Below are 23,153 nucleotides of genomic sequence, written 5' to 3' on the forward strand. Positions count from 1 at the left end.
GACGAGCCGGGATTACTCTCCGCGAGTCTTCTGGATGATCTCGTCGGCTACTGCCTTCGGGACCTCCGAGTAGCTGTCGAACTGCATTGAGTAGACAGCGCGGCCCTGGGTCTTCGAACGCAGGTCGCCGATGTACCCGAACATGCCGGACAGCGGCACATGCGCCTTGATGACCTTGACACCGCTTGCGTCCTCCATGGACTGCATCTGGCCGCGGCGGGAGTTGAGGTCGCCGATCACATCACCCATGTATTCCTCAGGCGTGCGGACTTCCACCTCCATCAGCGGTTCGAGCAGCACGGGCTTTGCCATGCGGGCAGCTTCCTTGAACGCCATGCGACCGGCGATCTTGAAGGCCATTTCGGAGGAGTCAACATCATGGTATGCGCCGTCAAGCAGCGTTGCCTTGATACCGACCACCGGGTAGCCAGCCAGGATGCCGTCGTTGAGCGCGTCCTGGATGCCGGCATCGACACTCGGGATGTACTCGCGCGGAACGCGGCCACCGGTGACCTTGTTCTCGAAGGCATACATCTCGCCCTCGGACGTGTCCATCGGCTCGATCCTGATCTGGATCTTCGCGAACTGTCCCGATCCACCCGTCTGCTTCTTGTGGGTGTAATCATGCTTCTGCACAGTGCCGCGAATGGTTTCACGGTACGCGACCTGCGGCTTGCCGACATTGGCCTCGACCTTGAACTCACGGCGCATACGGTCCACCAGGATATCCAGGTGAAGCTCGCCCATGCCGGCGATGATGGTCTGGCCAGTGTCCTCGTTGAGGGACACCTGGAAGGTGGGATCCTCAGCCGAAAGCTTCTGGATAGCAGTGGAAAGCTTCTCCTGGTCGCCCTTGGTCTTCGGCTCGATCGCAACCGAGATGACCGGCTCCGGGAAGCTCATCGACTCGAGGACGATCTGGTTGGCCGAATCAGACAGGGTGTCACCGGTGGTGGTGTCCTTCAGTCCGATTGCCGCGTAGATGTGACCAGCGAAGGCTTCGTCAACCGGAATTTCCTTGTTGGCGTGCATCTGGAACAGCTTTCCGATGCGCTCCTTCTTACCCTTGGTCGAGTTCACAACCTGCGTGCCGGCCGTGACATGCCCGGAGTACACCCGGACGAACGTCAGCTGACCGAAGAACGGGTGGGTTGCAACCTTGAATGCCAGCGCCGAGAAGGGTTCCTCGGTGCTCGGCTGGCGCGTCAGCGCGGTCTCCTCGTCGCGGGGATCGTGCCCGACCATGGGAGGCACATCCAGCGGGGAAGGCAGGTAGTCGATGACGGCGTCGAGCATCGGCTGAACTCCGCGGTTCTTGAAGGCAGAGCCGCACAGTACCGGGTAGATCTCCGAGTTGATGGTCAACTTACGGATACCGGCCTTCAGCTCCTCGATGGTGGGCTCTTCGCCCTCGAGGTACTTGTTCATCAGCTCATCGGAAGACTCAGCAACGGCCTCGACCAGGGCTGCGCGGTATTCCTCAGCCTTGGCCTGGAGGTCAGCCGGGATCTCCTGGATCTCATACTTGGCGCCCATGGTCACGTCACCCTTGGAGTCACCGGGCCAGACAAGTGCACGCATGTACAGCAGGTCGACAACGCCGATGAAGTCATTCTCGGCGCCGATCGGCAGCTGCATGACGAGCGGCTTCGCGCCCAGGCGGCTGATGATGGTGTCCACGGTGAAGTAGAAGTCAGCGCCCAGCTTGTCCATCTTGTTGACGAAGCAGATGCGGGGCACTTCATACTTGTCCGCCTGGCGCCAGACGGTTTCGGACTGGGGCTCTACGCCCTCCTTGCCGTCGAACACAGCGACTGCGCCGTCGAGGACGCGCAGGGAGCGCTCAACCTCAACGGTGAAGTCGACGTGACCGGGGGTGTCAATGATGTTGATCTGGTTCTGTTCCCAGAAGCAGGTCACCGCGGCACTGGTGATGGTGATGCCGCGCTCTTTTTCCTGTTCCATCCAGTCGGTCGTTGAAGCGCCGTCGTGCGTTTCGCCGATCTTGTGGTTGACACCCGTGTAGAACAGGATGCGCTCGGTAGTAGTGGTCTTGCCGGCATCAATGTGGGCCATGATGCCGATATTGCGGACCTTGTTGAGGTCGGTAAGCACGTCCTGTGCCACGGTGTCTCCCTTATCTAAGGTGGAGTTCTGCTGGACCGCCGGTCCCCCGCACCGCCGAAGCGGTAGGAAGGACCGGCAGCGCGATTACCAGCGGTAGTGAGCGAAGGCCTTGTTGGACTCGGCCATCTTGTGCGTGTCTTCGCGGCGCTTCACAGCGGCACCCAGACCGTTTGAAGCGTCGAGGATCTCGTTCTGGAGACGCTCGGTCATGGTCTTCTCGCGGCGGGCCTTCGAGTAGCCAACCAGCCAGCGGAGGGCCAGGGCGGTGGAACGGCCCGGCTTGACCTCCACGGGAACCTGGTACGTGGCTCCACCGACACGGCGGGAGCGAACCTCAAGGCTTGGCTTGACGTTCTCCATGGCCTTCTTGAGAGCTGCCACGGGATCGCCGCCGGACTTGGCACGGGCACCTTCGAGTGCGCCGTAGACGATGCGCTCGGCGGTGGACTTCTTGCCGTCAACGAGCACCTTGTTGATCAACTGCGTGACCAGGGGGGATCCGTAAACGGGATCTACAACGAGCGGCCGCTTGGGGGCCGGGCCCTTACGAGGCATATTACTTCTTCTCCATCTTTGCGCCGTAGCGGCTGCGAGCCTGCTTGCGGTTCTTCACGCCCTGGGTATCCAGTGCGCCACGGACAATCTTGTAACGCACACCGGGGAGGTCCTTCACACGACCGCCGCGCACGAGCACGATGGAGTGCTCCTGGAGGTTGTGGCCGACACCCGGGATGTAGGCGGTTACTTCGATGCCGCCGTTGAGGCGAACACGTGCGACCTTCCGCAGAGCCGAGTTCGGCTTCTTCGGGGTGGTGGTGTAGACACGGGTGCAGACACCGCGCTTCATGGGGCTGCCCTGCAGTGCGGGCGCCTTGGTCTTGGAGACCTTAGGTGACCGGCCCTTACGGACCAGCTGGTTAATGGTAGGCACTTCTCAGTTCTCCGTATGTTGTCTCGAGATCAGATCTCTGCTGACTCCGCATCGCACCGCCGGCGCGCGGCCGGTTGGCGAATCAGAGCTTGTCAGTCGTTTGGCGTGCCTACGCGAGATAAGAGTAAAACGACCGTAGGCGTGCAAAAATGTGGCATTCGTTGTACAAGTTCCCTACAACACGGAGATACGTCGAAGACTCAAGCCGAAGACGCCGATCCACTGCCACACAAACAATTCCCGACAAGTCTAACAGATTGGGCGTCGTGACTGGAACGGCATGGTAAAGGGGCCCGGACTGCAGTGGAATCTGCTGTCCGGGCCCCTTCACTCACTCAGGAAGGAAACGTCTCCTAGCGGAAGTCGCTCGATCCCATGTCATAGTCATCCAGCGGGATGGCATGGAACTCAGGGCTGAGTCCGCCGTCGACACCTGCATAGTCAAAGTCGCTGAACGCGCTCGGACCGGTGAACAGGTTGGCCTTGGCTTCCTCGGTGGGCTCGACCGTGATCTTCGTGTAGCGGTCCAGGCCGGTGCCGGCCGGGATGAGCTTACCGATGATCACGTTCTCCTTCAGGCCGAGCAGCGGATCACTCTTGCCTTCCATGGCGGCCTGCGTGAGGACACGCGTGGTCTCCTGGAAGGAAGCGGCTGACAGCCAGGACTCCGTGGCGAGGGAGGCCTTGGTGATACCCATGAGCTCGGGCCTGCCTGAAGCAGGCTTCTTGCCCTCGGACACCACGCGGCGGTTCTCGTTCTCGAACCGGCGACGCTCGGCCAGCTCACCCGGGAGCAGGTCCGAGTCCCCGGACTCGATGACCGTGACGCGCCGCAGCATCTGCCGGACGATGACTTCCACGTGCTTGTCGTGGATGCCGACGCCTTGGCTGCGGTACACGCGCTGAACCTCGTCCACCAGGAATTCCTGTGCCTTGCGCGGGCCGAGGATGCGGAGGATCTGCTTGGGATCAACCGCACCGAAGACGAGCTGCTGGCCAACCTCGACGTGATCGCCGTCGGCTACCAGCAGGCGGGCACGCCGCAGTACCGGGTAGGCGATCTCTTCGGAGCCGTCGTCCGGAGTGACCACGAGGCGCAACTGCTTCTCTGCGTCCTCGATGGTGACCCGTCCGGCGACCTCGGAGATCGGCGCGACACCCTTGGGTGTACGCGCTTCGAAGAGCTCCTGGATACGGGGCAGACCCTGGGTGATGTCTTCCGCCGATGCAACACCACCGGTGTGGAAGGTACGCATGGTCAACTGCGTGCCCGGCTCACCGATGGACTGCGCAGCAATGATGCCGACTGCTTCACCGATGTCCACGGTCTTGCCGGTGGCCAGCGAACGGCCGTAGCACAGTGCGCAGGTACCGACACTGGACTCACACGTCAGGACCGAGCGGACCTTGATGTCCGTCACTCCAGCCGCAAACAGCTTGCCGATCAGCACGTCGCCGACGTCGGAGGCAGCAGGAGCCAACACCTCGCCCTTGGAATCAACGACGTCGGTGGCCAGCGTGCGCGCGTAAGCCGAGTTCTCGACTTCCTCATGCAGGACGAGCTCGCCGTCGTGATTCGGTACAGCGATGGTGACATTCAGACCGCGCTCGGTACCGCAATCGTCCTCGCGGACGATTACGTCCTGGGACACGTCCACGAGACGACGGGTCAGGTAACCCGAGTTCGCGGTACGCAGAGCGGTATCGGCGAGACCCTTACGGGCACCGTGCGTGGCGATGAAGTACTCCAGAACCGACAGGCCCTCACGGTAGGAGGACTTGATCGGACGCGGGATGATCTCACCCTTGGGGTTTGCCACCAGGCCACGGATACCGGCGATCTGACGAACCTGCAGCCAGTTACCACGGGCGCCGGAAGACACCATGCGGTTGATGGTGTTGTCCTTCGGCATTGCACCGCGCATGGACTCGGCTACCTCGTTGGTTGCCTTGTTCCAGATGTCGATCAGTTCCTGACGGCGTTCCTCATCAGCGATGAGGCCCTTGTCGAACTGCGACTGCACCTTGGCTGCCTGCGTCTCGTAGCCCTCCATGATTCCGGCCTTGTTGATCGGCGCGGAGATGTCGGAGATGGCCACGGTCACGCCTGAACGGGTTGCCCAGTAGAAACCGGCGTCCTTCAGGTTGTCCAGCGTTGCCGCGGTGACGACCTTCGGGTAGCGCTCGGCGAGATCGTTCACGATCGTGGAGAGCTCACCCTTGTCAGCGACCTTGTCCACCCAGGGGTAATCCTCAGGCAGGGTGTCGTTGAACAGGACCTGGCCGAGCGAGGTTTCGATCAGCGCCGGAGTGCCTTCTTCCCAGCCTTCGGGGGCTGTGGTGTCAGGACCCGGAATGAAGTGCGGAACACGGATCTTCACGACCGAGTTCAGGTGCAGCTCGCCGGAATCGAAGGCCATGATCGCCTCAGCCGGGCTGGAGAAGATACGTCCCTCCCCTGCCGAACCCTCACGCTTGGTGGTCAGGTGGTGCAGACCGATGATCATGTCCTGCGAAGGAAGGGTCACCGGACGGCCGTCCGAAGGCTTCAGGATGTTGTTCGAGGACAGCATCAGGATGCGTGCCTCAGCCTGGGCCTCCGGGCTCAGCGGCAGGTGCACTGCCATCTGGTCGCCGTCGAAGTCAGCGTTGAACGCGCCACAGACCAGCGGGTGAAGCTGAAGGGCCTTGCCTTCAACCAGCTGCGGCTCGAACGCCTGGATGCCGAGACGGTGCAGGGTAGGCGCACGGTTCAGCAGCACGGGGTGCTCGGTGATGATCTCTTCAAGGACATCCCAGACCTGCGGGCGGTAACGCTCAACCATGCGCTTCGCGCTCTTGATGTTCTGAGCGTGGTTGAGGTCAACCAGGCGCTTCATCACGAACGGCTTGAAGAGCTCCAGCGCCATCTGCTTGGGCAGACCACACTGGTGCAGCTTCAGCTGCGGACCGACGACGATGACCGAACGGCCCGAGTAGTCGACGCGCTTGCCAAGGAGGTTCTGGCGGAAGCGGCCCTGCTTGCCCTTGAGCATGTCAGAGAGCGACTTCAGCGGGCGGTTGCCCGGCCCGGTGACCGGACGGCCGCGGCGGCCATTGTCGAACAGCGAGTCCACAGCTTCCTGCAGCATGCGCTTTTCGTTGTTGACGATGATCTCCGGCGCGCCCAGGTCCAGCAGGCGCTTCAGGCGGTTGTTGCGGTTGATCACGCGGCGGTACAGGTCGTTCAGGTCGGAGGTCGCGAAGCGGCCACCGTCCAGCTGAACCATCGGGCGCAGTTCCGGCGGGATCACCGGTACGGCATCGAGCACCATGCCCAGCGGGCTGTTGGTGGTGGTCAGGAACGCGTTGACAACCTTCAGGCGCTTCAGGGCGCGGGTCTTGCGCTGGCCCTTGCCATTCTGGATGATGTCGCGGAGCAGCGCGGCCTCAGCCTGCATGTCGAAGTTCTCGAGGCGCTTCTTGATAGCCTCGGCTCCCATGGAGCCCTCGAAGTACAGACCGTAGCGGTCGCGGAGCTCACGGTAGAGGCCCTCGTCACCTTCGAGGTCTGCAACCTTGAGGGTCTTGAAGCGGTCCCAGACCTGCTCGAGGCGCTCGATCTCAGCATCCGCACGCTTGCGGAGGTTCGCCATCTGGCGGTCCGCCGAGTCACGTGCCTTCTTCTTGTCCGCAGCCTTGGCGCCTTCACCCTCAAGACGGGCAAGCTCGTCCTCGAGGTCGCGGGCGATGGCAGCGATGTCGGAGTCCCGCTGGTCGACGAGCTGCTTCTTCTCGAGGTCGTGTTCGGCCTGGAGGTTAGGCAGTTCGGCGTGACGGTTCTCCTCGTCCACCGAGGTGATCATGTAGGCGGCGAAATAGATGACCTTTTCCAGGTCTTTCGGTGCCAAATCAAGGAGGTAGCCAAGACGCGACGGAACGCCCTTGAAGTACCAGATGTGTGTCACGGGAGCGGCCAGCTCGATGTGGCCCATGCGCTCACGGCGCACCTTGGCACGGGTGACCTCAACGCCACACCGCTCACAGATGATTCCCTTGAAACGCACGCGCTTGTACTTGCCGCAGTAGCATTCCCAGTCACGCGATGGGCCGAAGATCTTCTCGCAGAAGAGTCCGTCCTTCTCAGGCTTGAGGGTGCGGTAGTTGATGGTTTCCGGCTTCTTGACTTCGCCGTACGACCAACCGCGGATCTCTTCCGCGGTGGCCAGGCCGATTCGCATGTGGCCGAATGAGGATTCGCTGGACATATGGTCCCTGTCTCTCTTTATTCTCTAAATTCACAAAGTCTTATGGGTGCGGGGCGAGGAGGGGTGCACCGAACCGGCGTTCAATCGAACGCCGGCTCGGCGCTGTGAAAGCTAAACCTCTTCGACGGAACTCGGCTCGGCCCGTGAGAGGTCGATGCCCAGCTCTTCCGCGGCCCGGAAGACTTCTTCATCCGAGTCACGCATCTCGATCGTGGTGCCGTCCGTGGAAAGTACTTCCACGTTCAGGCACAGCGACTGCATTTCCTTGATCAGAACCTTGAAGGATTCCGGAACACCCGGCTCGGGGATGTTCTCGCCCTTGACGATTGCCTCGTACACCTTGACGCGTCCGTGGATGTCATCAGACTTGATGGTCAGGAGTTCCTGCAGCGTGTAAGCCGCACCGTAAGCCTCGAGGGCCCACACTTCCATCTCACCGAAGCGCTGGCCGCCGAACTGCGCCTTACCACCCAGCGGCTGCTGCGTGATCATCGAGTACGGGCCGGTGGACCGGGCGTGAATCTTGTCATCCACCAGGTGGTGGAGCTTCAGGATGTACATGTAGCCAACGGAGATCGGATCCGGGAACGGCTCGCCGGAGCGGCCGTCGAACATGCGTGCCTTGCCGGACTCGCCGATGAGGCGGTGTCCGTCGCGGGTGACGTTCGTGGAACCAAGAAGACCGACGATCTCGTCCTCGGTAGCGCCGTCGAACACTGGTGTTGCGACGGTGGTGGTGTCAATCTCCCGGGGAAGGTTCGGAAGGTTCTTGAGCCACTCGGGCTCGCCCTCGATCTTCCAGCCCTGCTTGGCAGCCCATCCAAGGTGGATCTCGAGGACCTGGCCGACGTTCATACGGCCCGGAACACCCAGCGGGTTCAGGACGATATCGACAGGGGTTCCGTCCTCGAGGAACGGCATGTCCTCGATCGGCAGGATCTTGGAGATGACGCCCTTGTTGCCATGACGGCCGGCCAGCTTGTCGCCGTCCGTGATCTTGCGCTTCTGGGCAACGTAGACGCGCACCAGCTGGTTGACGCCCGGGGGCAGCTCGTCGTCATTGTCGCGGTCGAAGATGCGGACACCGATGACCGTGCCGGATTCCCCGTGGGGAACCTTCAGCGATGTGTCGCGAACCTCGCGGCTCTTCTCGCCGAAGATGGCACGCAGCAGGCGCTCTTCCGGGGTCAGTTCCGTTTCACCCTTGGGGGTAACACGGCCAACCAGGATGTCGCCGGCCTCGACCTCCGCACCGATGTGGATGATGCCGCGCTCATCGAGCGCGCCAAGCACCTCTTCGGAGACGTTCGGGATGTCGCGGGTGATTTCCTCGGCACCAAGCTTGGTGTCGCGGGCGTCAACCTCGTGCTCCTCGATGTGGATCGAGGTCAGGACATCGTCGGAGACGATGCGCTGGGACAGGATGATCGCGTCCTCGAAGTTGTGGCCTTCCCAGGACATGAACGCAACGAGCATGTTCTTGCCGAGCGCGAGCTCGCCCTGGTCCGTGGAGGGACCGTCCGCGATGATCGTGTTGTACTCGACGCGGTCGCCCTCGCCAACCAGCACACGCTGGTTGTAGGCGTTGCCCTGGTTGGAGCGCGCGAACTTCATGATCGGGTAGTTGGTCTCGGTGCCGTCATCATTCAGGACGGTCACCAGATCAGCCGATACCTCTGACACCACACCAGCTTTGTTGGCCGTTACGGCGTCACCGGCGTCAACGGCGGCGTTCCGCTCCATACCGGTGCCCACGAGGGGCCGCTCGGAACGGAGCAGGGGCACGGCCTGACGCTGCATGTTCGCACCCATGAGGGCGCGGTTGGCGTCGTCGTGCTCCAGGAACGGGATCATCGCGGTTGCGACGGACACCATCTGGCGCGGGGAGACATCCATGTACTCAACGTCGGCGGCTTCGACGAGAACGGGCTCGCCTGAACCACCACGGGTACGCACGAGGACCATGTCCTCTTCGAACTTGTTATTCGAATCGAGCGGCGCGTTTGCCTGGGCAATCAGCCGCTCAACCTCGTCGTCTGCCGTGAGGTAGTCGATCTGGTCGGTGACGACGCCGTTCTCAACCTTGCGGTACGGGGTCTCGATGAAACCGAAGGTGTTGATCCGGCCGTAGGATGCCAGCGAGCCGATCAGGCCGATGTTCGGGCCTTCAGGAGTTTCGATCGGGCACATGCGGCCGTAGTGGGACGGGTGAACGTCACGGACCTCCATGCCGGCGCGGTCACGGGAAAGACCACCCGGGCCCAGCGCGGACAGGCGGCGCTTGTGCGTCAGTCCGGCGAGCGGGTTGTTCTGGTCCATGAACTGCGATAGCTGGGAAGTTCCGAAGAATTCCTTGATCGCAGCGACAACCGGGCGGATGTTGATCAGGGTCTGCGGCGTGATCGCCTCGACGTCCTGGGTGGTCATCCGCTCGCGGACAACGCGCTCCATACGGGACAGGCCGGTGCGGACCTGGTTCTCGATGAGCTCACCGACGGCGCGGATGCGGCGGTTGCCGAAGTGGTCGATGTCATCGACCTCAACGCGTAGCTCCACGTCTTCGCCGTCACGCTTGCCCGTCAGGGTGGTTTCCCCGGCGTGCAGTGCAACCAGGAACTTGATCATCGCGACGATGTCATCGATGTTCAGGACCGAGGCGTCAGAATCACCGAGGTTCTTGTCGATGCCGAGTTTGCGGTTGATCTTGTACCGGCCAACCTTCGCCAGGTCATAGCGCTTGGAGTTGAAGTACAGGTTATCCAGCAGCGTCTTGGCAGCCTCGACCGTGGGCGGCTCTCCCGGGCGGAGCTTGCGGTAGATATCCAGCAAGGCGTCTTCCTGGGTCTCCGTAGCGTCCTTCTCGAGGGTGGCGCGGATGGAGTCATACTCGCCGAATGTCTCGAGGATCTGGCCTTCAGTCCAGCCAAGGGCCTTGAGGAGCACGGTGACCGACTGCTTGCGCTTGCGGTCAAGGCGTACGCCAACCTGATCGCGCTTGTCGATCTCGAGCTCGAACCAGGCACCACGAGACGGGATGATCTTCGCGCTGAAGATGTCCTTGTCACTGGTCTTGTCCGCAGCGCGCTCAAAGTATGCGCCGGGGGAACGAACGAGCTGGGAGACAACGACACGCTCGGTGCCGTTGATGACGAACGTACCCTTCTCCGTCATCAGCGGGAAGTCGCCCATGAACACGGTCTGCTGCTTGATCTCGCCCGTGTTGTTGTTCATGAACTCGGCCTTGACGTACAGCGGGGCCGCGTAGGTTGCGTCGCGGTCCTTGCACTCAGCCATGGTGTACTTCGGATCAGCGAATTCAGGCTCCGAGAAGCTCAGGGACATGGTGCCCTGGAAGTCCTCGATCGGAGAAATCTCTTCGAAGATGTCAGCGAGGCCGGAAGTGGTGGCCACACCCTGGAGGCCCTGCTTCAGCGCTTCTTCAACTCGCGCCTTCCAGCGCTCGTTGCCTACCAGCCAGTCAAAGCTGTCTGTCTGCAGGGCGAGAAGATTGGGAACGTCCAGCGGTTCGTGAATCTTTGCGAATGATAGCCGGGGTGCGGCGCCGTCGGCGTCGACCTGGCTGGTAGCGGTTGCATTAAGTGAGGTGCTCGGGGCGACCAAGAGGGATCCTTCCACAGACCAACAGGCGTGTTCTTACGATCACTCCCTGCACCGGTTAGGTGCCAACCTGACGCCCGCTTTCGCTCATCGGATACAGCCCAGAGGGAAGCCAATGAGGGCAACCCGACTTTTCCGTTAAATGACGAATGCGTGGCAAAGCCCACCGCTATATGAAGGCTGAGGTTATGAGGGAAGACGCAAATATCTACTGTACGTCAGGGTAACGACAATGTCCAACCGGATGTGGTATACGGGTTCGACGGCAATCGATCGCAGCAAGATGGTTTCAGTGAATGGTCATTAGCTGAAAAGCGACGGTGTGGCGGTAATCTTGAAGAAGGACGCGCCGGCAGCACCATGCGCCGTGCAATTCGATGACGAAAGCGAGCGGAACCTCCCATGAACAGTCCCGAGCAGAACCCCCAGGATGTTGTCATCGTAGGCGGTGCACGCACTCCGCAGGGCCGCCTCAATGGACAGCTGGCAGCCTTCACCGCAGTCGAGCTTGGCGCCTTCGCCGTTGCCGGTGCGCTGGAACGGTCCGGAGTGTCGGCCGCAGATGTGGACGCCGTCATCCTGGGGCACGTTGTGCAGGCCGGTTGTGGCCAGAACCCGGCACGGCAGACCTCCATCAAGGCCGGCATCGGCTGGGATGTTCCTACCGTGACGGTCAACAAGGTCTGCCTTTCCGGCCTCACCGCGGTGATTGACGCTGCACGGCTGATCCGCAGCGGAGAGGCGAGCGTCGTCGTCGCCGGCGGACAGGAATCCATGACGCATGGTCCGCACCTGCTTCCGGGTGCCCGCCAGGGTTGGACCTACGGCACAATGCCCGCAGTCGATTCCGTTGCGCACGACGGCCTCACCGACGCTTTCGACTCCGAATCGATGGGCGCGTCGACCGAACGCGGCAACACGGGCCTGGGTATCGACCGGACAGCACAGGACGAGGTCGCAGCATCCTCACACCAGCGTGCCGCGGCAGCAACAGAGTCCGGAGTGTTCAAGGACGAGATTGTTCCCGTGCACGTTCCGCAGCGCAAGGGCGATGACCTGGTTGTCTCCGCGGACGAGGGGTTGCGGCCCAACACCACCGTCGAAACCCTCGCCGGATTGAAGCCCGCCTTCGCGAAGGATGGCACCATCACTGCGGGGAACTCCTCCCCACTGTCCGACGGCGCGGCCGCCCTGGTACTGACCAGCCGGGAGAATGCGGAAGCCAACGGCTGGGAGATCCTTGCCGTTGTAGGGCGCCCCGGCCAGGTGGCGGGACCGGATAATTCCCTGCACTCCCAGCCGTCCAAGGCCATTGAGCAGGCTCTCGACCGCGCTGGGTGGAGTACCGCTGACCTCGATTTTGTCGAGATCAACGAAGCTTTCGGTTCGGTTGCCTGCCAATCCCTCAAGGACCTCGACCTGCCGCTGGACAAATGCAATATCCACGGCGGTGCGATCGCGCTCGGCCACCCTATTGGCGCATCAGGGGCACGGCTCGCCCTCCATGCGGCACTGGAACTGCAGCGCAGAGGCAGCGGAAAAGCCGCGGTATCCCTCTGCGGCGGCGGCGGCCAGGGCGAGGCGCTGCTGCTGTACCGCGACTGACACCCGGCGTGCCCTGCGGTGCCCGCAGACCATCAGGCCGCAGACACAAAACAGCCCCGGAACCAGATGGTTCCGGGGCTGTGTTAGAAGGTTCGAAGAACCTACTTGAGGGTGACGGTAGCGCCGGCGGCCTCGAGGGCCTCCTTGGCCTTCTCTGCCGTTTCCTTGTTGGCGCCTTCGAGAACAGCCTTCGGTGCACTGTCTACAACGTCCTTGGCCTCTTTCAGGCCGAGGGAGGTGAGGGCGCGAACTTCCTTGATAACCGCGATCTTCTTGTCGCCGGCAGCTTCGAGGATGACGTCGAAGGAATCCTTCTCTTCCTCAGCAGCTTCGCCTGCGCCGCCGCCGCCGGGGCCTGCAACTGCAACTGCAGCAGCGGTGACGTCGAAGGTCTCCTCGAACAGCTTGACGAAGTCCGAGAGTTCGATGATGGACAGTTCCTTGAAGGCTTCAATGAGCTCTTCGTTGGTGAGCTTTGCCATGGCTAAAGCATCCTTCCTGATGTGGTGCGCGCGGCACCGGAGTGTGGTGGGTGAGAATTACTTCTCTTCGGGGGCAGCTGCTTCTTCGGCAGCCTCGGCAGGAGCGGCATCCGCGGCTGCGGGTGCCTCCTCTGCCGCGGGAGCTTCGGCGGTTGCCGCAGGTGCAGCGTCCCCGTTCTCCTCCAGCTTGATGCGCAGGGCATCGACGGTGCGGGCAAGTGCGGACATGGGTGCCTTGAGGACACCTGCCACACGGGCCAGCTGGAACTCACGCGACTCAAGAGCAGCAAGAGCGACTACCGCCGTGGCGTCGAGGGCCTTGCCCTCGAAGTAACCGGTCTTGATGACGAGCTGTGGGTTGGTCTTCGCGAAATCCGTCAGGCTCTTTGCCGCAGCAACGGCGTCACCCTTGATGAAAGCGATTGCAGTGGGTCCGGCAAGCTGGCCTTCGAACGCGTCGATGCCGGCTTCCTTGGCTGCAATGCCAGTCAGGGTGTTCTTGACGACAGCGTATTTGGTCTCGGCGCCGAGTGAACGGCGCAGTTCCTTAAGCTGTGCAACGGAGAGCCCACGGTATTCGGTTAGGACAGCAGCGGTGGATTCCTTGAAATCAGTGGTGATCTCATCCACGGCCGAAACCTTTGTTGGCGTTGCCATAACCCTCCTTCCGGGGAATTGGTGCCGGTGATCGGCCCAATAAAAACGCCCCGCGCAGATGCACGGGGCTTGACCACTCAGAGCTTGTTACTCTCCGGAAGGTTTAGCTTCGTTCACCTGCGCTGGCCGCCCTTACGGGAACTTTCAGATGCACACAAGAAGCTGAACGAATTCAGGCAGGTGTTCATCGACCGACGGTCTTTGGTACTTCAACCTTACGGGACAGGGGCGGAGCGGCCAAATTGGCCGCCCTACCCCTTTATCCCGCGGACTCCAGCTTCTTCTGCCAGGCGGCGGTATATCCCTCAGGTGTGAATCCAAGCTCAATATTGACGTCAAGCATGTGCCGGTTCTCCTCGGCATTCCACGTGTAGACCTGCCGCGTTTCCGGCCAGACGTCGGGAACGGCAAGCAGGTTCGCCGCCTTGAGCCACATCCCCAGCCGGTGACCGCGGTGGGCGGAAAGCACCAGGGTGTCCTCCTGATACGCCGTTCCAGGCTTCTCCGCGCGCCTTTCGAGGATGGTATGACCGACCAGGTGTCCGCTCGGCCTATGTAGAACGGCCCGAACGAGACCGCTGCCGCCCTCACGTTCAAGGCGGCCCTCATTCTCACGCACGCGACCTCCATCCCACACCTCTTCTTCCCAGTCCAGTTCCCCCATCGGGACGTCGGTGCTCATGGTCTTCCGCAAGTGTGCGTACTCCTCGAGGATCTCATCAGGGCAGCGGTCCACCCAGTCCACTACGGCATAATCCGGACCTGCGATTTTGGCGGCATCAGCGGTAAGCGCTGTGAGCCGGCTGGAGTTCCAATTCACCGGAAGCACGCTGCACCGGTCCACCTGCGCGAGGGAGAATCCGCGTGCGGCGGCGAAACAGGCAGCGAGCGACGTCGACGGGAAGGCGCCTGCCCCTGTTGCCGGAGTGAGTACCCTGGCCGGATCGAAACCGGCCCGGTGGTCCGTCCACCCCATGATCGTGGAGCGACCGCGCCGCTGCGCATGGTCCTCGACAGCGGCGTAGAGGGCTGAGCCGAAGCCCAGCCTGCGACGCTCAGGATGGACGATGACGAACGCGTAGCAGGTGTGAAGATTGTCCGTGAGCGGTACGTCCACGACGGCCTTGCCCACCACCCGCTCCCCCTCAAAAGCAAGGAAGATGGCCCGCTCCTCGTAATGATTCGGTTTAGAGCTCTCGAACCGCGTCTGTGCCGTATGGCAGTGATCGTCATTGCCCCACACCTCACGTTCAATGAGGTTGCTGAGCTCCGAGGCGGCAATGAACGGTTGGGCCTCGGGTACATCCAGGGACTCCGGCAGCACGTACGGCCGAACACTCACGTCGGTAATGGTCATGGTGAGAATTCTCGCTTTGTGATTGGGGAATGTCAATCACTTTCTTGACTGCAATGGCTCCCCGCTGGGAACACGCACGAAAAAGGCGGGTGCAGCAATAGCCGCACCCGCCTCAACACATCGAATCCCTAGGCGTCTGCCAGGACCTTGGTGACGTTCGGGTCAACCGAGATGCTCGGTCCGAAGGTGGTGGTGACCGTTGCCTTCTGGATGTAGCGGCCCTTGGAAGCTGACGGCTTCAGGCGGAGCACTTCTTCCAACGCAATCGCGTAATTCTCGGCCAGCTTGCGCTCGTCGAAGGAGACCTTACCGATGATGAAGTGGAGATTGGAGTGCTTGTCGACGCGGAAGTCGATCTTTCCACCCTTGATGTCGGTGACAGCCTTGGTGACGTCGGGGGTGACGGTACCGGTCTTCGGGTTGGGCATGAGGTTACGGGGACCCAACACCTTACCGAGGCGGCCAACCTTGCCCATGAGGTCAGGGGTGGCAACTGCTGCGTCGAAATCGACCCAACCGCCGGCTACCTTCTCGATCATGTCGTCTGACCCGACGAAATCGGCTCCGGCAGCAATTGCCGCCTCAGCCTTGTCACCTGTTGCGAAGACCAGGACGCGCTTGGTCTTGCCGGTGCCGTGAGGCAGGTTGACGGTGCCGCGCACCATCTGGTCTGCCTTTCGGGGATCAACGCCGAGGCGGAAAGCCACCTCTACCGTTGCGTCGAATGATGAAGGATTGGTTTCCTTCGCCAGGGCTACTGCCTCTACCGGCGCGTACTGCTTGTTCGCGTCGATCTTGGCGGCAGCTGCCTCATATGCTTTGCTGCGCTTTGCCATCTGCTCTTTCTCCTTATGCAGTTGTGGTCTACGGACCGCGCTGGGCCCTGCCACAGACATCCTGTGCCCGTATGGCACGGTGTCATTCTTTGATCTATCAGTGGTTGTCGATGTTAGTCGACGGAGATGCCCATCGACCGGGCGGTACCGGCGATGATCTTGGCTGCTGCCTGGACATCATTGGCGTTGAGGTCTTCCATCTTCATGGTGGCGATTTCCTCAACCTGCGCCCGGCTCAGCTTGGCAACCTTGACGGTGTGCGGCGTAGCCGAACCCTTCTGCACGCCTGCTGCCTTCTTGATCAGCTCGGCGGCCGGCGGGGTCTTGGTGACGAAGGTGAACGAGCGATCCTCGTACACCGTGATTTCAACGGGAATAACGTTCCCGCGCTGGGATTCTGTTGCGGCGTTGTACGCCTTGCAGAACTCCATGATGTTGACACCGTGCTGGCCAAGTGCCGGACCGATCGGAGGAGCCGGGTTGGCGGCGCCTGCGTTGATCTGCAGCTTGATGAGGCCGGTGACCTTCTTCTTGGGGGCCATGAAAGGGTCCTTTTCTTACATTTCGTTCCTCGGGACAGGAGCGTCCCGGGGATGGTGACCGCCATGGCGTGGCGGCCGGCCGTCCTGACGGGTCAAAGCGGACCCGTCGAAGACGAAACTTACTGGATCTTGGTTACCTGGTTGAACGAGAGGGTAACCGGGGTCTCGCGCTCGAAGATGGAAACCAGCACAACGAGCTGCTGGGATTCCGGCTTGATCTCGGAGATGGTGGCCGGAAGAGTCTCGAAGGGACCCTCGTTGACGGTGACGGACTCGCCGACCTCGAAGTTGACCATGGCTGGTGTGACCTGTGCGCGCGCCGGCTTACCTGCCTCGCCGCCACTCTTCACGATGGTGTGCTCCAGCATCGAGAAAACCTCATTGAGGCTCAACGGCACGGGATCATGCGCGTTACCGACGAACCCTGTGACGCCGGGGGTGTGCCGAACCGCGCCCCACGACTCATCCGTGAGGTCCATGCGTACCAGCACGTAGCCCGGGATACGGACGCGGTTCACGATCTTGCGCGTGGTGTTTTTGATCTCCACGACTTCTTCCATGGGCACCTGGATCTCGAAAATGAAATCCTCCATGTCCAGGGTCTGGATACGGGTTTCCAGGTTCGCCTTTACGCGGTTCTCATAACCGGCGTAGGAGTGGATCACGTACCAGTCGCCGTCCTGGCGACGAAGCTTCGACTTGAACTCGGCAACCGGGTCCACTTCGGGTTCCGGAGCCTCCTCAGCAGAGTCCGCCTCAACCGAGGTTTCTTCGCTCGTAGCGGCGTCATCACTGGCAGAGGAGTCATCGCTGGGAGCGGAGTCATCGCTAGCAGCGGCGTCATCACTGTCCGCGGGCGCAGCGGTATCAGCAGGGGCGTCTTCCGCACCTGCTGCTGTTACCTGATCCTCGGTACCCAGATCTTCCTCGTCGGTTGTGATCTGTCGTTCGAGTTCTTGCTCGGACACCTAGCTGCCTGCTTTCTGGATTGCTGTGCTTGCTCGATACTGCCTCTTGAGGGCAGAAACTAGCTGCCGCCGAAGACCCACACCGCACCGGCGCCGAACAACAAGTCCAAACCGGTGACGATGAGCATCATGATGATCACGAACACCAGGACGGTGATAGTGAACCGGATCAGTTCCTTGCGGGTGGGGACAACCACCTTGCGCAGTTCGGCGATGACCTGACGTACAAACAGGATGATCCGACCGAAGAATCCACGCTTCGGACTCTCCTTGCCGGCGGGGTTTCCCTTGGAGCTGCTTTCAGCCGTATCGGTCACCTTCAACCTCACCAATCCTGTAGGTACCTGAGCTGGCCGCACTGACCCATCACTCATAGAGCGTTCAACGCCGCACTGCCGCATGCTGTCCATGACGGTGATGCGCAGGGCAGACAGGACTCGAACCTGCAACCTGCGGTTTTGGAGACCGCTGCGCTACCAATTGCGCCACTACCCTTTGGAGTGAAGATTCGCTGCTGCCCCTACCCTCAGCAATACCGCTGCGCAGGCACGGACCATCATGGCGACTTCAACACCGAGGAACTAGTCTACGCAATCACGGACCCAACGTCGAACCGGACGAACCACGCGCGCTCGAACGCCTCCTGCCCCGTCATCCAGTGCATCGCGACAGGCTGTGTTCAGCGGGTAAGCCCTAAGCTGAGACAAGGCTTACACCCGAGCCTGACCTCATCTCCAAGACCAACCCACCTCAACTGACGGGAAGACCATGACTGCCGCTGATGCCCTGTCCCAGCACTCCAACGGACGCGTGTCCCAGCGAATCGGCGCGATCGCAGAGTCAGCGACGCTGGCCGTCGACGCCAAGGCCAAAGCGCTGAAGGCGGCAGGACGGCCTGTAATAGGCTTCGGCGCCGGCGAGCCGGACTTCCCCACACCGGATTACATCGTGGATGCCGCAGTCGACGCCGCTCGTCAGCCCCGGTTCCACCGCTACTCCCCCGCAGGAGGGCTGCCGGAACTCAAGCGGGCTGTTGCCGAGAAGACCATGCGTGATTCCGGCTATGAGGTGGACCCGGCCCAGGTTCTGGTGACCAACGGCGGCAAACAGGCAGTCTACGAGTCGTTCGCCACGCTGCTGGATCCGGGCGACGAGGTGCTGGTCCCGACCCCGTACTGGACCACCTACCCGGAGGCTATCCGGCTGGCCGGAGGAGTCCCGGTCGAGGTTTTTGCCGGCCCGGAGCAGTCCTACCTGGTATCCATCGACCAACTCGACGCCGCACGGACGCCGCGCACCAAGATCCTGCTCTTCGTTTCCCCCTCCAACCCCACCGGCTCGGTGTACTCCCCGGAACAGGTTCGCGAAATCGGTGAGTGGGCGGCCGGTCACGGCCTGTGGGTAGTCACGGACGAGATCTACGAACACCTCACCTACGACGACGTCCCGTTCACCTCCATTGCGACAGCCGCACCCTCGCTGGGCGACCGCGTGGTGATCCTGAACGGCGTGGCCAAGACCTATGCAATGACGGGCTGGCGCGTAGGTTGGATGATCGGCCCGAAGGACGTGGTGAAGGCAGCAACCAACCTGCAGTCACACGCAACGTCGAACGTGGCCAATGTGTCACAGATGGCGGCTCTCGCAGCTGTGTCCGGACCACTGACCGCGGTGGAGGAGATGAAGAAGTCCTTCGACCGCCGTCGTCGTGCCATGGTTTCCGGGCTGAACGAGATTGACGGTATCCAGTGCCCCACACCGCACGGCGCGTTTTACGCGTATGCGGATGTCCGCGAACTCCTCGGCAGGGAGCTTGCCGGTGCACGGCCGGCGACGTCGGCGGAACTGGCTGCCCTGATCCTCGACACCGTCGAGGTAGCGGTGGTTCCCGGTGAAGCTTTTGGACCGAGCGGATATCTTCGACTTTCCTACGCGCTTGGCGACGAAGACCTCGCGACCGGCGTCGGCCGCCTCCAGGAGTTCCTCGGTTCAGCGCGCTGACTTGCGCGCTTGGCGCTGCGGCGGCCGCCGCGGGCCCTGGTGACCTGCGCTTCATCCGGCGGCCACCGCGATGCCCCGGAGTGGTTGGGCATCGCGGAGCGGGCAGGGCCCGCGGTGGCCGTCGCATAACGCACCCCGCGAAGACCAGGGACGCTAGAGCAGCCGGCGCTCCGCCGCCCAGCGGGTGAGCTCGTGCCGGGAGGAGAGCTGCAGCTTCCGCAGCACCGCTGACACGTGGGTCTCGACTGTCTTGATGGAAATGAACAACTCCTTCGCGACCTCCTTGTAGCTGTAACCGCGGGCGATCAGCCGCATCACTTCGAGTTCCCGGGCGGACAGCCGGTCGAGTTCACTCTCGGCGGCCGCTACCGCTGCGGTGCCGAACGCATCGAGCACAAAGCCGGCGAGCCGCGGCGAGAACACTGCATCGCCTGACGCCACGCGCAGCACCGCGTTGGAGATGTCAGCGCCCGTGATGGTCTTGGTGACATATCCGCGGGCGCCTGCCCGGATGACGGTGACTACGTCTTCGGCGGAATCGGACACGCTGAGCGCCAGGAACCGCGTGGTCTGGCGGACGTCACCGCATCCTGCGATCACCTCAGCGCCTCCCCCGCCTTTGCCTCCCGGCAGATGAACATCGAGGAGGACTACCTGCGGCTGCTGTTCCAGGATGACCGCGATGGCCTCCTCCACCGTGGCTGCCTCGCCGACAACCCGGACACGGCCGTCGAGATCCGCCTTCACACCGGACCGGAAAATGGCGTGGTCATCAACAACGACGACGGTGATCGGCTCAGTCATGCGGAGCTCCTGCTTCCTCTTCGGGCATGGTCAGTTGAACTTCCGTTCCCGCTTCCGAGCTTCGGATCCGCGCGGTACCTCCGTGGCGCTGCATGCGGTTGATGACCGACTCACGGATGCCCAACCGATCGGCCGGAACCGCTTCCGGATCAAAACCGGCACCGCGGTCGCGGACAAACACCTGCGAGACAGCAGTCCCGGCCTCAAGATAGACGGAGACAGCGCCGCCCGCATGCTTGGCTGCATTGAGGATGGCCTCGCGGGTTGCCTGCACCAAGGCATCCTGGCGCGGAGTCATGGGTGCCTCTCCCACGGAGACGACGTCGACGGGATGCCCGTATTCCTCTTCCACCTCCGCTGCAACCGCCTTGACGCGATCCGCGAGGTTCCCGGTCCGCTCCGCCGTATCTGCGTAGAGCCACCGACGCAGTTCCCGTTCCTGTGCCCGCGCGAGCCGGATGACATCCTGCTCGGAGGCTGCACGGTTCTGGATCAGTGCCAGCGTCTGCAGCACGGAGTCATGGAGGTGGGCCGCGATTTCCGCGCGCTGGGTTTCACGGACACGCGCCGACCGCTCAGCCTCAAGGTCCTTCCAGAACTTCAGGCCCCACGGCGCCAGTACCAGCCCTACACCGCCGAGCACCGCTGCCGTGGCCAGCAGCACCGGCCAGGTGAACTCCCAGGACAGCGACCCGGAAACAAGAATCAACAGGCCGACCATCACCAGTACCAGGCCCGCAGCCAGCCGTGCCACACCTTCAGCCCGGGTGGCCCCCGCGTTATCCATCAGCCGGGCGCGGCGGGCTTCGTCGAGCTGGGACCACGCGAGAACGGCGCCAAGGGCCACCGCGCCGACCGGTACCAGCCAGCCCCACTGGACGGTCACCCCGAGCTGCTGGGCCACGAATGCGGCCGCGACCACGAGGAGCCCGACGCCGATCATCACCTCCCTGCTGCCCGCAGCACCGAATGACCGCGGCGGTTTGGATCCCGGTCCTGCGAGGACGGGCGCGCCCAGCCGCAGGCCGGCGGGCGTCGCTACGCCCCGCCGTCGTTCTTCAGTGGTGGGAACCAGCAGCCACAGCCAGCCATAGAGAACGACGCCGGCACCGCCCACCAGGGAAAGCGCCACCATGGAGATGCGGGCGACCCGCAACGAGACTCCGAGGTGTGCTGCCAGGCCGCCGCAGACGCCCGCGATGAGGGCATCATCGGAGCGGAGCAGCGGGGGTCTCATGAGTCAATCCAAGCACGCTCAGGGCTCGCCGTTACCCGTTCTCAGGGGAATACCGCCGTAGCTCAGGGGTGGTTCAGGGTCAGCCCCGATGGTTGGAACGCCGGCGGAGGACAAGGATGAAGATATGAACTCGCATGATGGCCCTTCCTCCTCGCCCCGGGACGCTGACAGCGCTCCGGAATCCGCTGCAGGCAGCGGAAACCCCCACGCACATGACGGCGGCCGGCCGGGTGCAACACCCGGTGGTTCCCCGGGCGCCGCTTCCAGCACTCCACGCGCCGGCTCCGGTGCCGGCTTCTTCGGCTGGGTCCGGAGCCTGCGGGTGACCCGTGGGCAGGACCGCTGGATCGGCGGAGTCGCAACCGGCATTTCCGCCCGAACCGGGCTGGACGTGGTCCTGGTCCGCGGACTTTTTGTGGTGCTCGCAATCTTCGGCGGAATCGGGCTGCTCGCCTATGGGCTTGCGTGGGCACTCCTGCCGGAACCCGACGGTCGCATCCACGCGGAATCCGCTGCACGCGGCAGCTGGACGTCCGGCATGACCGGTGCCCTGATTGTTTCCCTCCTCGGGCTGTGGCGCCCCAACGCGCCGTTTTTCGGCAATACCGGCGGATTCGGCGGGTTCATCTGGAGCCTGTTCTGGATCGGGGTTGCGGTGTTCATTGTCTATTGGATCTCCAACGCCAACCGGAACAGGAACAGCAACGATGGAGCGGGGACCGGCAGCGCTACCGGTACTGCGCCCACTGACGTCTATTCGACGGCTCCTCCTCCCACCCGACCATTCATCGGCCCGACCCGCCCTCCGGTCAAGGCCGTCGCTAAACCGTCGGCACCGCGCCCCACGGGAGCCGACGTCGCCATCTTCCTCGGCGGCGCGCTCCTCCTCGCAGCACTCGTGCTTGTCCTTGACTATGTCGGCGTACTGGCGCTCGGCGGCAGCGTCATCGCTGTGGCACTGGCGACCGGCGTCGTCGTTCTGGGGCTTGGAATTGTCCTGCTGGGAATCCGCGGACGCACGTCCGGCGGACTCGGTTTCCTGGCCGCGGTCGGGATTGCGGCCACCGTTCTTTCGTCAGCGTCGCCCGTGACGGGCAACTGGGTCCTCGCCGATCAGGGCAGATGGTCCATCACGGCCGCAAGCCCGGCATCCGAGGGGTACACCGTCGTCGTCGGCCAGGGCCGCGTGGATCTGACCGGACTCGCGGACATCACTGAGGACGTCATCATCCCCGTCAACGCAGCGGCCGGGAACGTCGGGATCCTGGTTCCGGAAGGCGTTCCAGTTGATGTGCGGTCGCGGCTGGCGCTGAGCTCAACCGAGGTGGTGAGTGCCGGTGAAACCACCAGCGTCGGTGGAATCTGGCAGCCGCGGACACTGCACCTGAACGAGGACGCAGACGGCCCGCGCATCATTCTCGACATGCGCGGTGTGGTCAGCCACATCACCGTCGCCACCACCGAAACCGCACTCCTGGACACCGAAAGCAGGCAGGAACGATGAGCACCCTCTATCCCAGCAAGCAAAACCCCAACAAGCATGACGACGACGCACGGCCCCGCGCCGGGACCATCATCTGGGGCGTCCTCGCCATTGTGATTGGCATCCTCGTGCTGGCCGGTGAACTGACAGGCCTGGTGCTTGACCCGGTACTCGTGGCTATGGTGCTCCTCGTCGGCACCGGCGTAGCCCTGATCATCGGCGGCATCCTTTCAATGAACCGCCGCAACTGAGCGGTAT

18 protein-coding genes and 1 tRNA gene are annotated in these 23,153 nt (G+C 62.7%); 4 read left to right on the forward strand and 15 right to left on the reverse strand.

What is annotated here, in order from left to right; translation table 11 throughout:
- Positions 1-12: 12 nt before the first annotated feature.
- From fusA to rpoB, 5 genes are all read right to left on the reverse strand, one after another.
- The gene (fusA, locus tag ACZ2GY_RS12385) at positions 13-2,127 is read right to left on the reverse strand and encodes an elongation factor G (RefSeq protein ID WP_056543999.1); all 2,115 of its coding nucleotides are present in this window, start codon (positions 2,125-2,127) and stop codon (positions 13-15) included.
- 84 nt (positions 2,128-2,211) lie between these two features.
- Complete coding sequence (gene rpsG, locus ACZ2GY_RS12390) at positions 2,212-2,682, reverse strand: 30S ribosomal protein S7 (RefSeq protein WP_056543994.1); 471 nt, start codon at positions 2,680-2,682, stop codon at positions 2,212-2,214.
- Position 2,683: 1 nt separating this feature from the next.
- Positions 2,684-3,058 carry a 30S ribosomal protein S12 gene (gene rpsL / locus ACZ2GY_RS12395; protein WP_026531947.1) on the reverse strand — a complete coding sequence of 125 codons (375 nt, stop codon included), beginning with the start codon at positions 3,056-3,058 and terminating at the stop codon, positions 2,684-2,686.
- Between the two features lie 353 nt (positions 3,059-3,411).
- A complete protein-coding gene (locus ACZ2GY_RS12400; RefSeq protein WP_277359146.1) occupies positions 3,412-7,305 on the reverse strand; it encodes a DNA-directed RNA polymerase subunit beta' in 3,894 nt (1,297 codons plus the stop codon).
- Positions 7,306-7,416: 111 nt separating this feature from the next.
- The gene (gene rpoB, locus ACZ2GY_RS12405) at positions 7,417-10,926 is read right to left on the reverse strand and encodes a DNA-directed RNA polymerase subunit beta (RefSeq protein ID WP_056543988.1); all 3,510 of its coding nucleotides are present in this window, start codon (positions 10,924-10,926) and stop codon (positions 7,417-7,419) included.
- A gap of 399 nt (positions 10,927-11,325) precedes the next feature.
- Between rpoB and ACZ2GY_RS12410 the strand changes: the two genes are divergently transcribed.
- Entirely contained in the window at positions 11,326-12,528 is a 1,203-nt protein-coding gene (locus tag ACZ2GY_RS12410) for an acetyl-CoA C-acetyltransferase (protein WP_056543985.1), read from the forward strand.
- Positions 12,529-12,629: 101 nt separating this feature from the next.
- Here ACZ2GY_RS12410 and rplL read toward each other — a convergent pair whose 3' ends face one another.
- From rplL to ACZ2GY_RS12450, 8 genes are all read right to left on the reverse strand, one after another.
- Positions 12,630-13,010, reverse strand: coding sequence for a 50S ribosomal protein L7/L12 (rplL, locus tag ACZ2GY_RS12415; RefSeq protein WP_056543982.1), 381 nt, complete (start codon positions 13,008-13,010; stop codon positions 12,630-12,632).
- 57 nt (positions 13,011-13,067) lie between these two features.
- Positions 13,068-13,667, reverse strand: a complete 600-nt coding sequence (gene rplJ, locus ACZ2GY_RS12420) for a 50S ribosomal protein L10 (protein ID WP_056543979.1) — start codon at positions 13,665-13,667, stop codon at positions 13,068-13,070.
- A 259-nt stretch (positions 13,668-13,926) separates the two neighbouring features.
- Positions 13,927-15,024: a GNAT family N-acetyltransferase gene (locus ACZ2GY_RS12425; RefSeq protein WP_471672009.1), complete on the reverse strand. Its 1,098-nt coding sequence runs from the start codon at positions 15,022-15,024 to the stop codon at positions 13,927-13,929.
- Positions 15,025-15,152: 128 nt separating this feature from the next.
- Positions 15,153-15,860: a 50S ribosomal protein L1 gene (gene rplA / locus ACZ2GY_RS12430; RefSeq protein WP_056543973.1), complete on the reverse strand. Its 708-nt coding sequence runs from the start codon at positions 15,858-15,860 to the stop codon at positions 15,153-15,155.
- Positions 15,861-15,973: 113 nt separating this feature from the next.
- Positions 15,974-16,402 (reverse strand): 50S ribosomal protein L11, encoded by a 429-nt coding sequence (gene rplK, locus ACZ2GY_RS12435; protein WP_056543970.1) that lies wholly within the window; start codon positions 16,400-16,402, stop codon positions 15,974-15,976.
- Between the two features lie 119 nt (positions 16,403-16,521).
- On the reverse strand, positions 16,522-17,370 hold the full coding sequence (gene nusG, locus ACZ2GY_RS12440) for a transcription termination/antitermination protein NusG (RefSeq protein ID WP_346027198.1): 849 nt from the start codon (positions 17,368-17,370) through the stop codon (positions 16,522-16,524).
- Between the two features lie 59 nt (positions 17,371-17,429).
- Positions 17,430-17,687, reverse strand: coding sequence for a preprotein translocase subunit SecE (secE, locus tag ACZ2GY_RS12445; protein ID WP_235563106.1), 258 nt, complete (start codon positions 17,685-17,687; stop codon positions 17,430-17,432).
- Positions 17,688-17,792: 105 nt separating this feature from the next.
- Positions 17,793-17,865 (reverse strand) — tRNA-Trp (locus ACZ2GY_RS12450).
- A gap of 273 nt (positions 17,866-18,138) precedes the next feature.
- Here ACZ2GY_RS12450 and ACZ2GY_RS12455 point away from each other — a divergent pair.
- Positions 18,139-19,371 carry a pyridoxal phosphate-dependent aminotransferase gene (locus tag ACZ2GY_RS12455; RefSeq protein ID WP_471672010.1) on the forward strand — a complete coding sequence of 411 codons (1,233 nt, stop codon included), beginning with the start codon at positions 18,139-18,141 and terminating at the stop codon, positions 19,369-19,371.
- A gap of 153 nt (positions 19,372-19,524) precedes the next feature.
- Here the strand turns inward: ACZ2GY_RS12455 and ACZ2GY_RS12460 are convergent, their stop codons facing one another.
- Together ACZ2GY_RS12460 and ACZ2GY_RS12465 are read right to left on the reverse strand one after the other, a co-directional pair.
- Positions 19,525-20,175: a LuxR C-terminal-related transcriptional regulator gene (locus ACZ2GY_RS12460; protein WP_056543963.1), complete on the reverse strand. Its 651-nt coding sequence runs from the start codon at positions 20,173-20,175 to the stop codon at positions 19,525-19,527.
- Entirely contained in the window at positions 20,168-21,412 is a 1,245-nt protein-coding gene (locus tag ACZ2GY_RS12465) for a PspC domain-containing protein (protein ID WP_471672011.1), read from the reverse strand. Before ACZ2GY_RS12465 ends, ACZ2GY_RS12460 begins: the two co-directional genes overlap by 8 nt.
- Before the next feature lie 124 nt (positions 21,413-21,536).
- On the opposite strand from ACZ2GY_RS12465, the gene ACZ2GY_RS12470 reads away from it, so the two are divergent.
- Complete coding sequence (locus tag ACZ2GY_RS12470) at positions 21,537-22,916, forward strand: PspC domain-containing protein (protein WP_471672012.1); 1,380 nt, start codon at positions 21,537-21,539, stop codon at positions 22,914-22,916.
- Entirely contained in the window at positions 22,913-23,146 is a 234-nt protein-coding gene (locus ACZ2GY_RS12475; RefSeq protein ID WP_346027203.1) for a hypothetical protein, read from the forward strand. The genes ACZ2GY_RS12470 and ACZ2GY_RS12475 overlap by 4 nt, the downstream gene beginning before the upstream one ends.
- Positions 23,147-23,153 lie beyond the last annotated feature (7 nt).

This window comes from Arthrobacter sp. KKT183, from assembly GCF_055657625.1.

What these genes read in the sequence shown, in the direction of transcription:
- rpsG (WP_056543994.1), bottom strand. Translation starts at nt 2,682, where the DNA reads ATGCCTCGTAAGGGCCCGGCCCCCAAGCGGCCGCTCGTTGTAGATCCC.
- ACZ2GY_RS12400 (WP_277359146.1), bottom strand. Translation starts at nt 7,305, where the DNA reads ATGTCCAGCGAATCCTCATTCGGCCACATGCGAATCGGCCTGGCCACC.
- ACZ2GY_RS12410 (WP_056543985.1), top strand. Translation starts at nt 11,326, where the DNA reads ATGAACAGTCCCGAGCAGAACCCCCAGGATGTTGTCATCGTAGGCGGT.
- rplL (WP_056543982.1), bottom strand. Translation starts at nt 13,010, where the DNA reads ATGGCAAAGCTCACCAACGAAGAGCTCATTGAAGCCTTCAAGGAACTG.
- rplJ (WP_056543979.1), bottom strand. Translation starts at nt 13,667, where the DNA reads ATGGCAACGCCAACAAAGGTTTCGGCCGTGGATGAGATCACCACTGAT.
- ACZ2GY_RS12425 (WP_471672009.1), bottom strand. Translation starts at nt 15,024, where the DNA reads ATGACCATTACCGACGTGAGTGTTCGGCCGTACGTGCTGCCGGAGTCC.
- rplA (WP_056543973.1), bottom strand. Translation starts at nt 15,860, where the DNA reads ATGGCAAAGCGCAGCAAAGCATATGAGGCAGCTGCCGCCAAGATCGAC.
- rplK (WP_056543970.1), bottom strand. Translation starts at nt 16,402, where the DNA reads ATGGCCCCCAAGAAGAAGGTCACCGGCCTCATCAAGCTGCAGATCAAC.
- ACZ2GY_RS12455 (WP_471672010.1), top strand. Translation starts at nt 18,139, where the DNA reads ATGACTGCCGCTGATGCCCTGTCCCAGCACTCCAACGGACGCGTGTCC.
- ACZ2GY_RS12460 (WP_056543963.1), bottom strand. Translation starts at nt 20,175, where the DNA reads ATGACTGAGCCGATCACCGTCGTCGTTGTTGATGACCACGCCATTTTC.
- ACZ2GY_RS12465 (WP_471672011.1), bottom strand. Translation starts at nt 21,412, where the DNA reads ATGAGACCCCCGCTGCTCCGCTCCGATGATGCCCTCATCGCGGGCGTC.
- ACZ2GY_RS12470 (WP_471672012.1), top strand. Translation starts at nt 21,537, where the DNA reads ATGAACTCGCATGATGGCCCTTCCTCCTCGCCCCGGGACGCTGACAGC.
- ACZ2GY_RS12475 (WP_346027203.1), top strand. Translation starts at nt 22,913, where the DNA reads ATGAGCACCCTCTATCCCAGCAAGCAAAACCCCAACAAGCATGACGAC.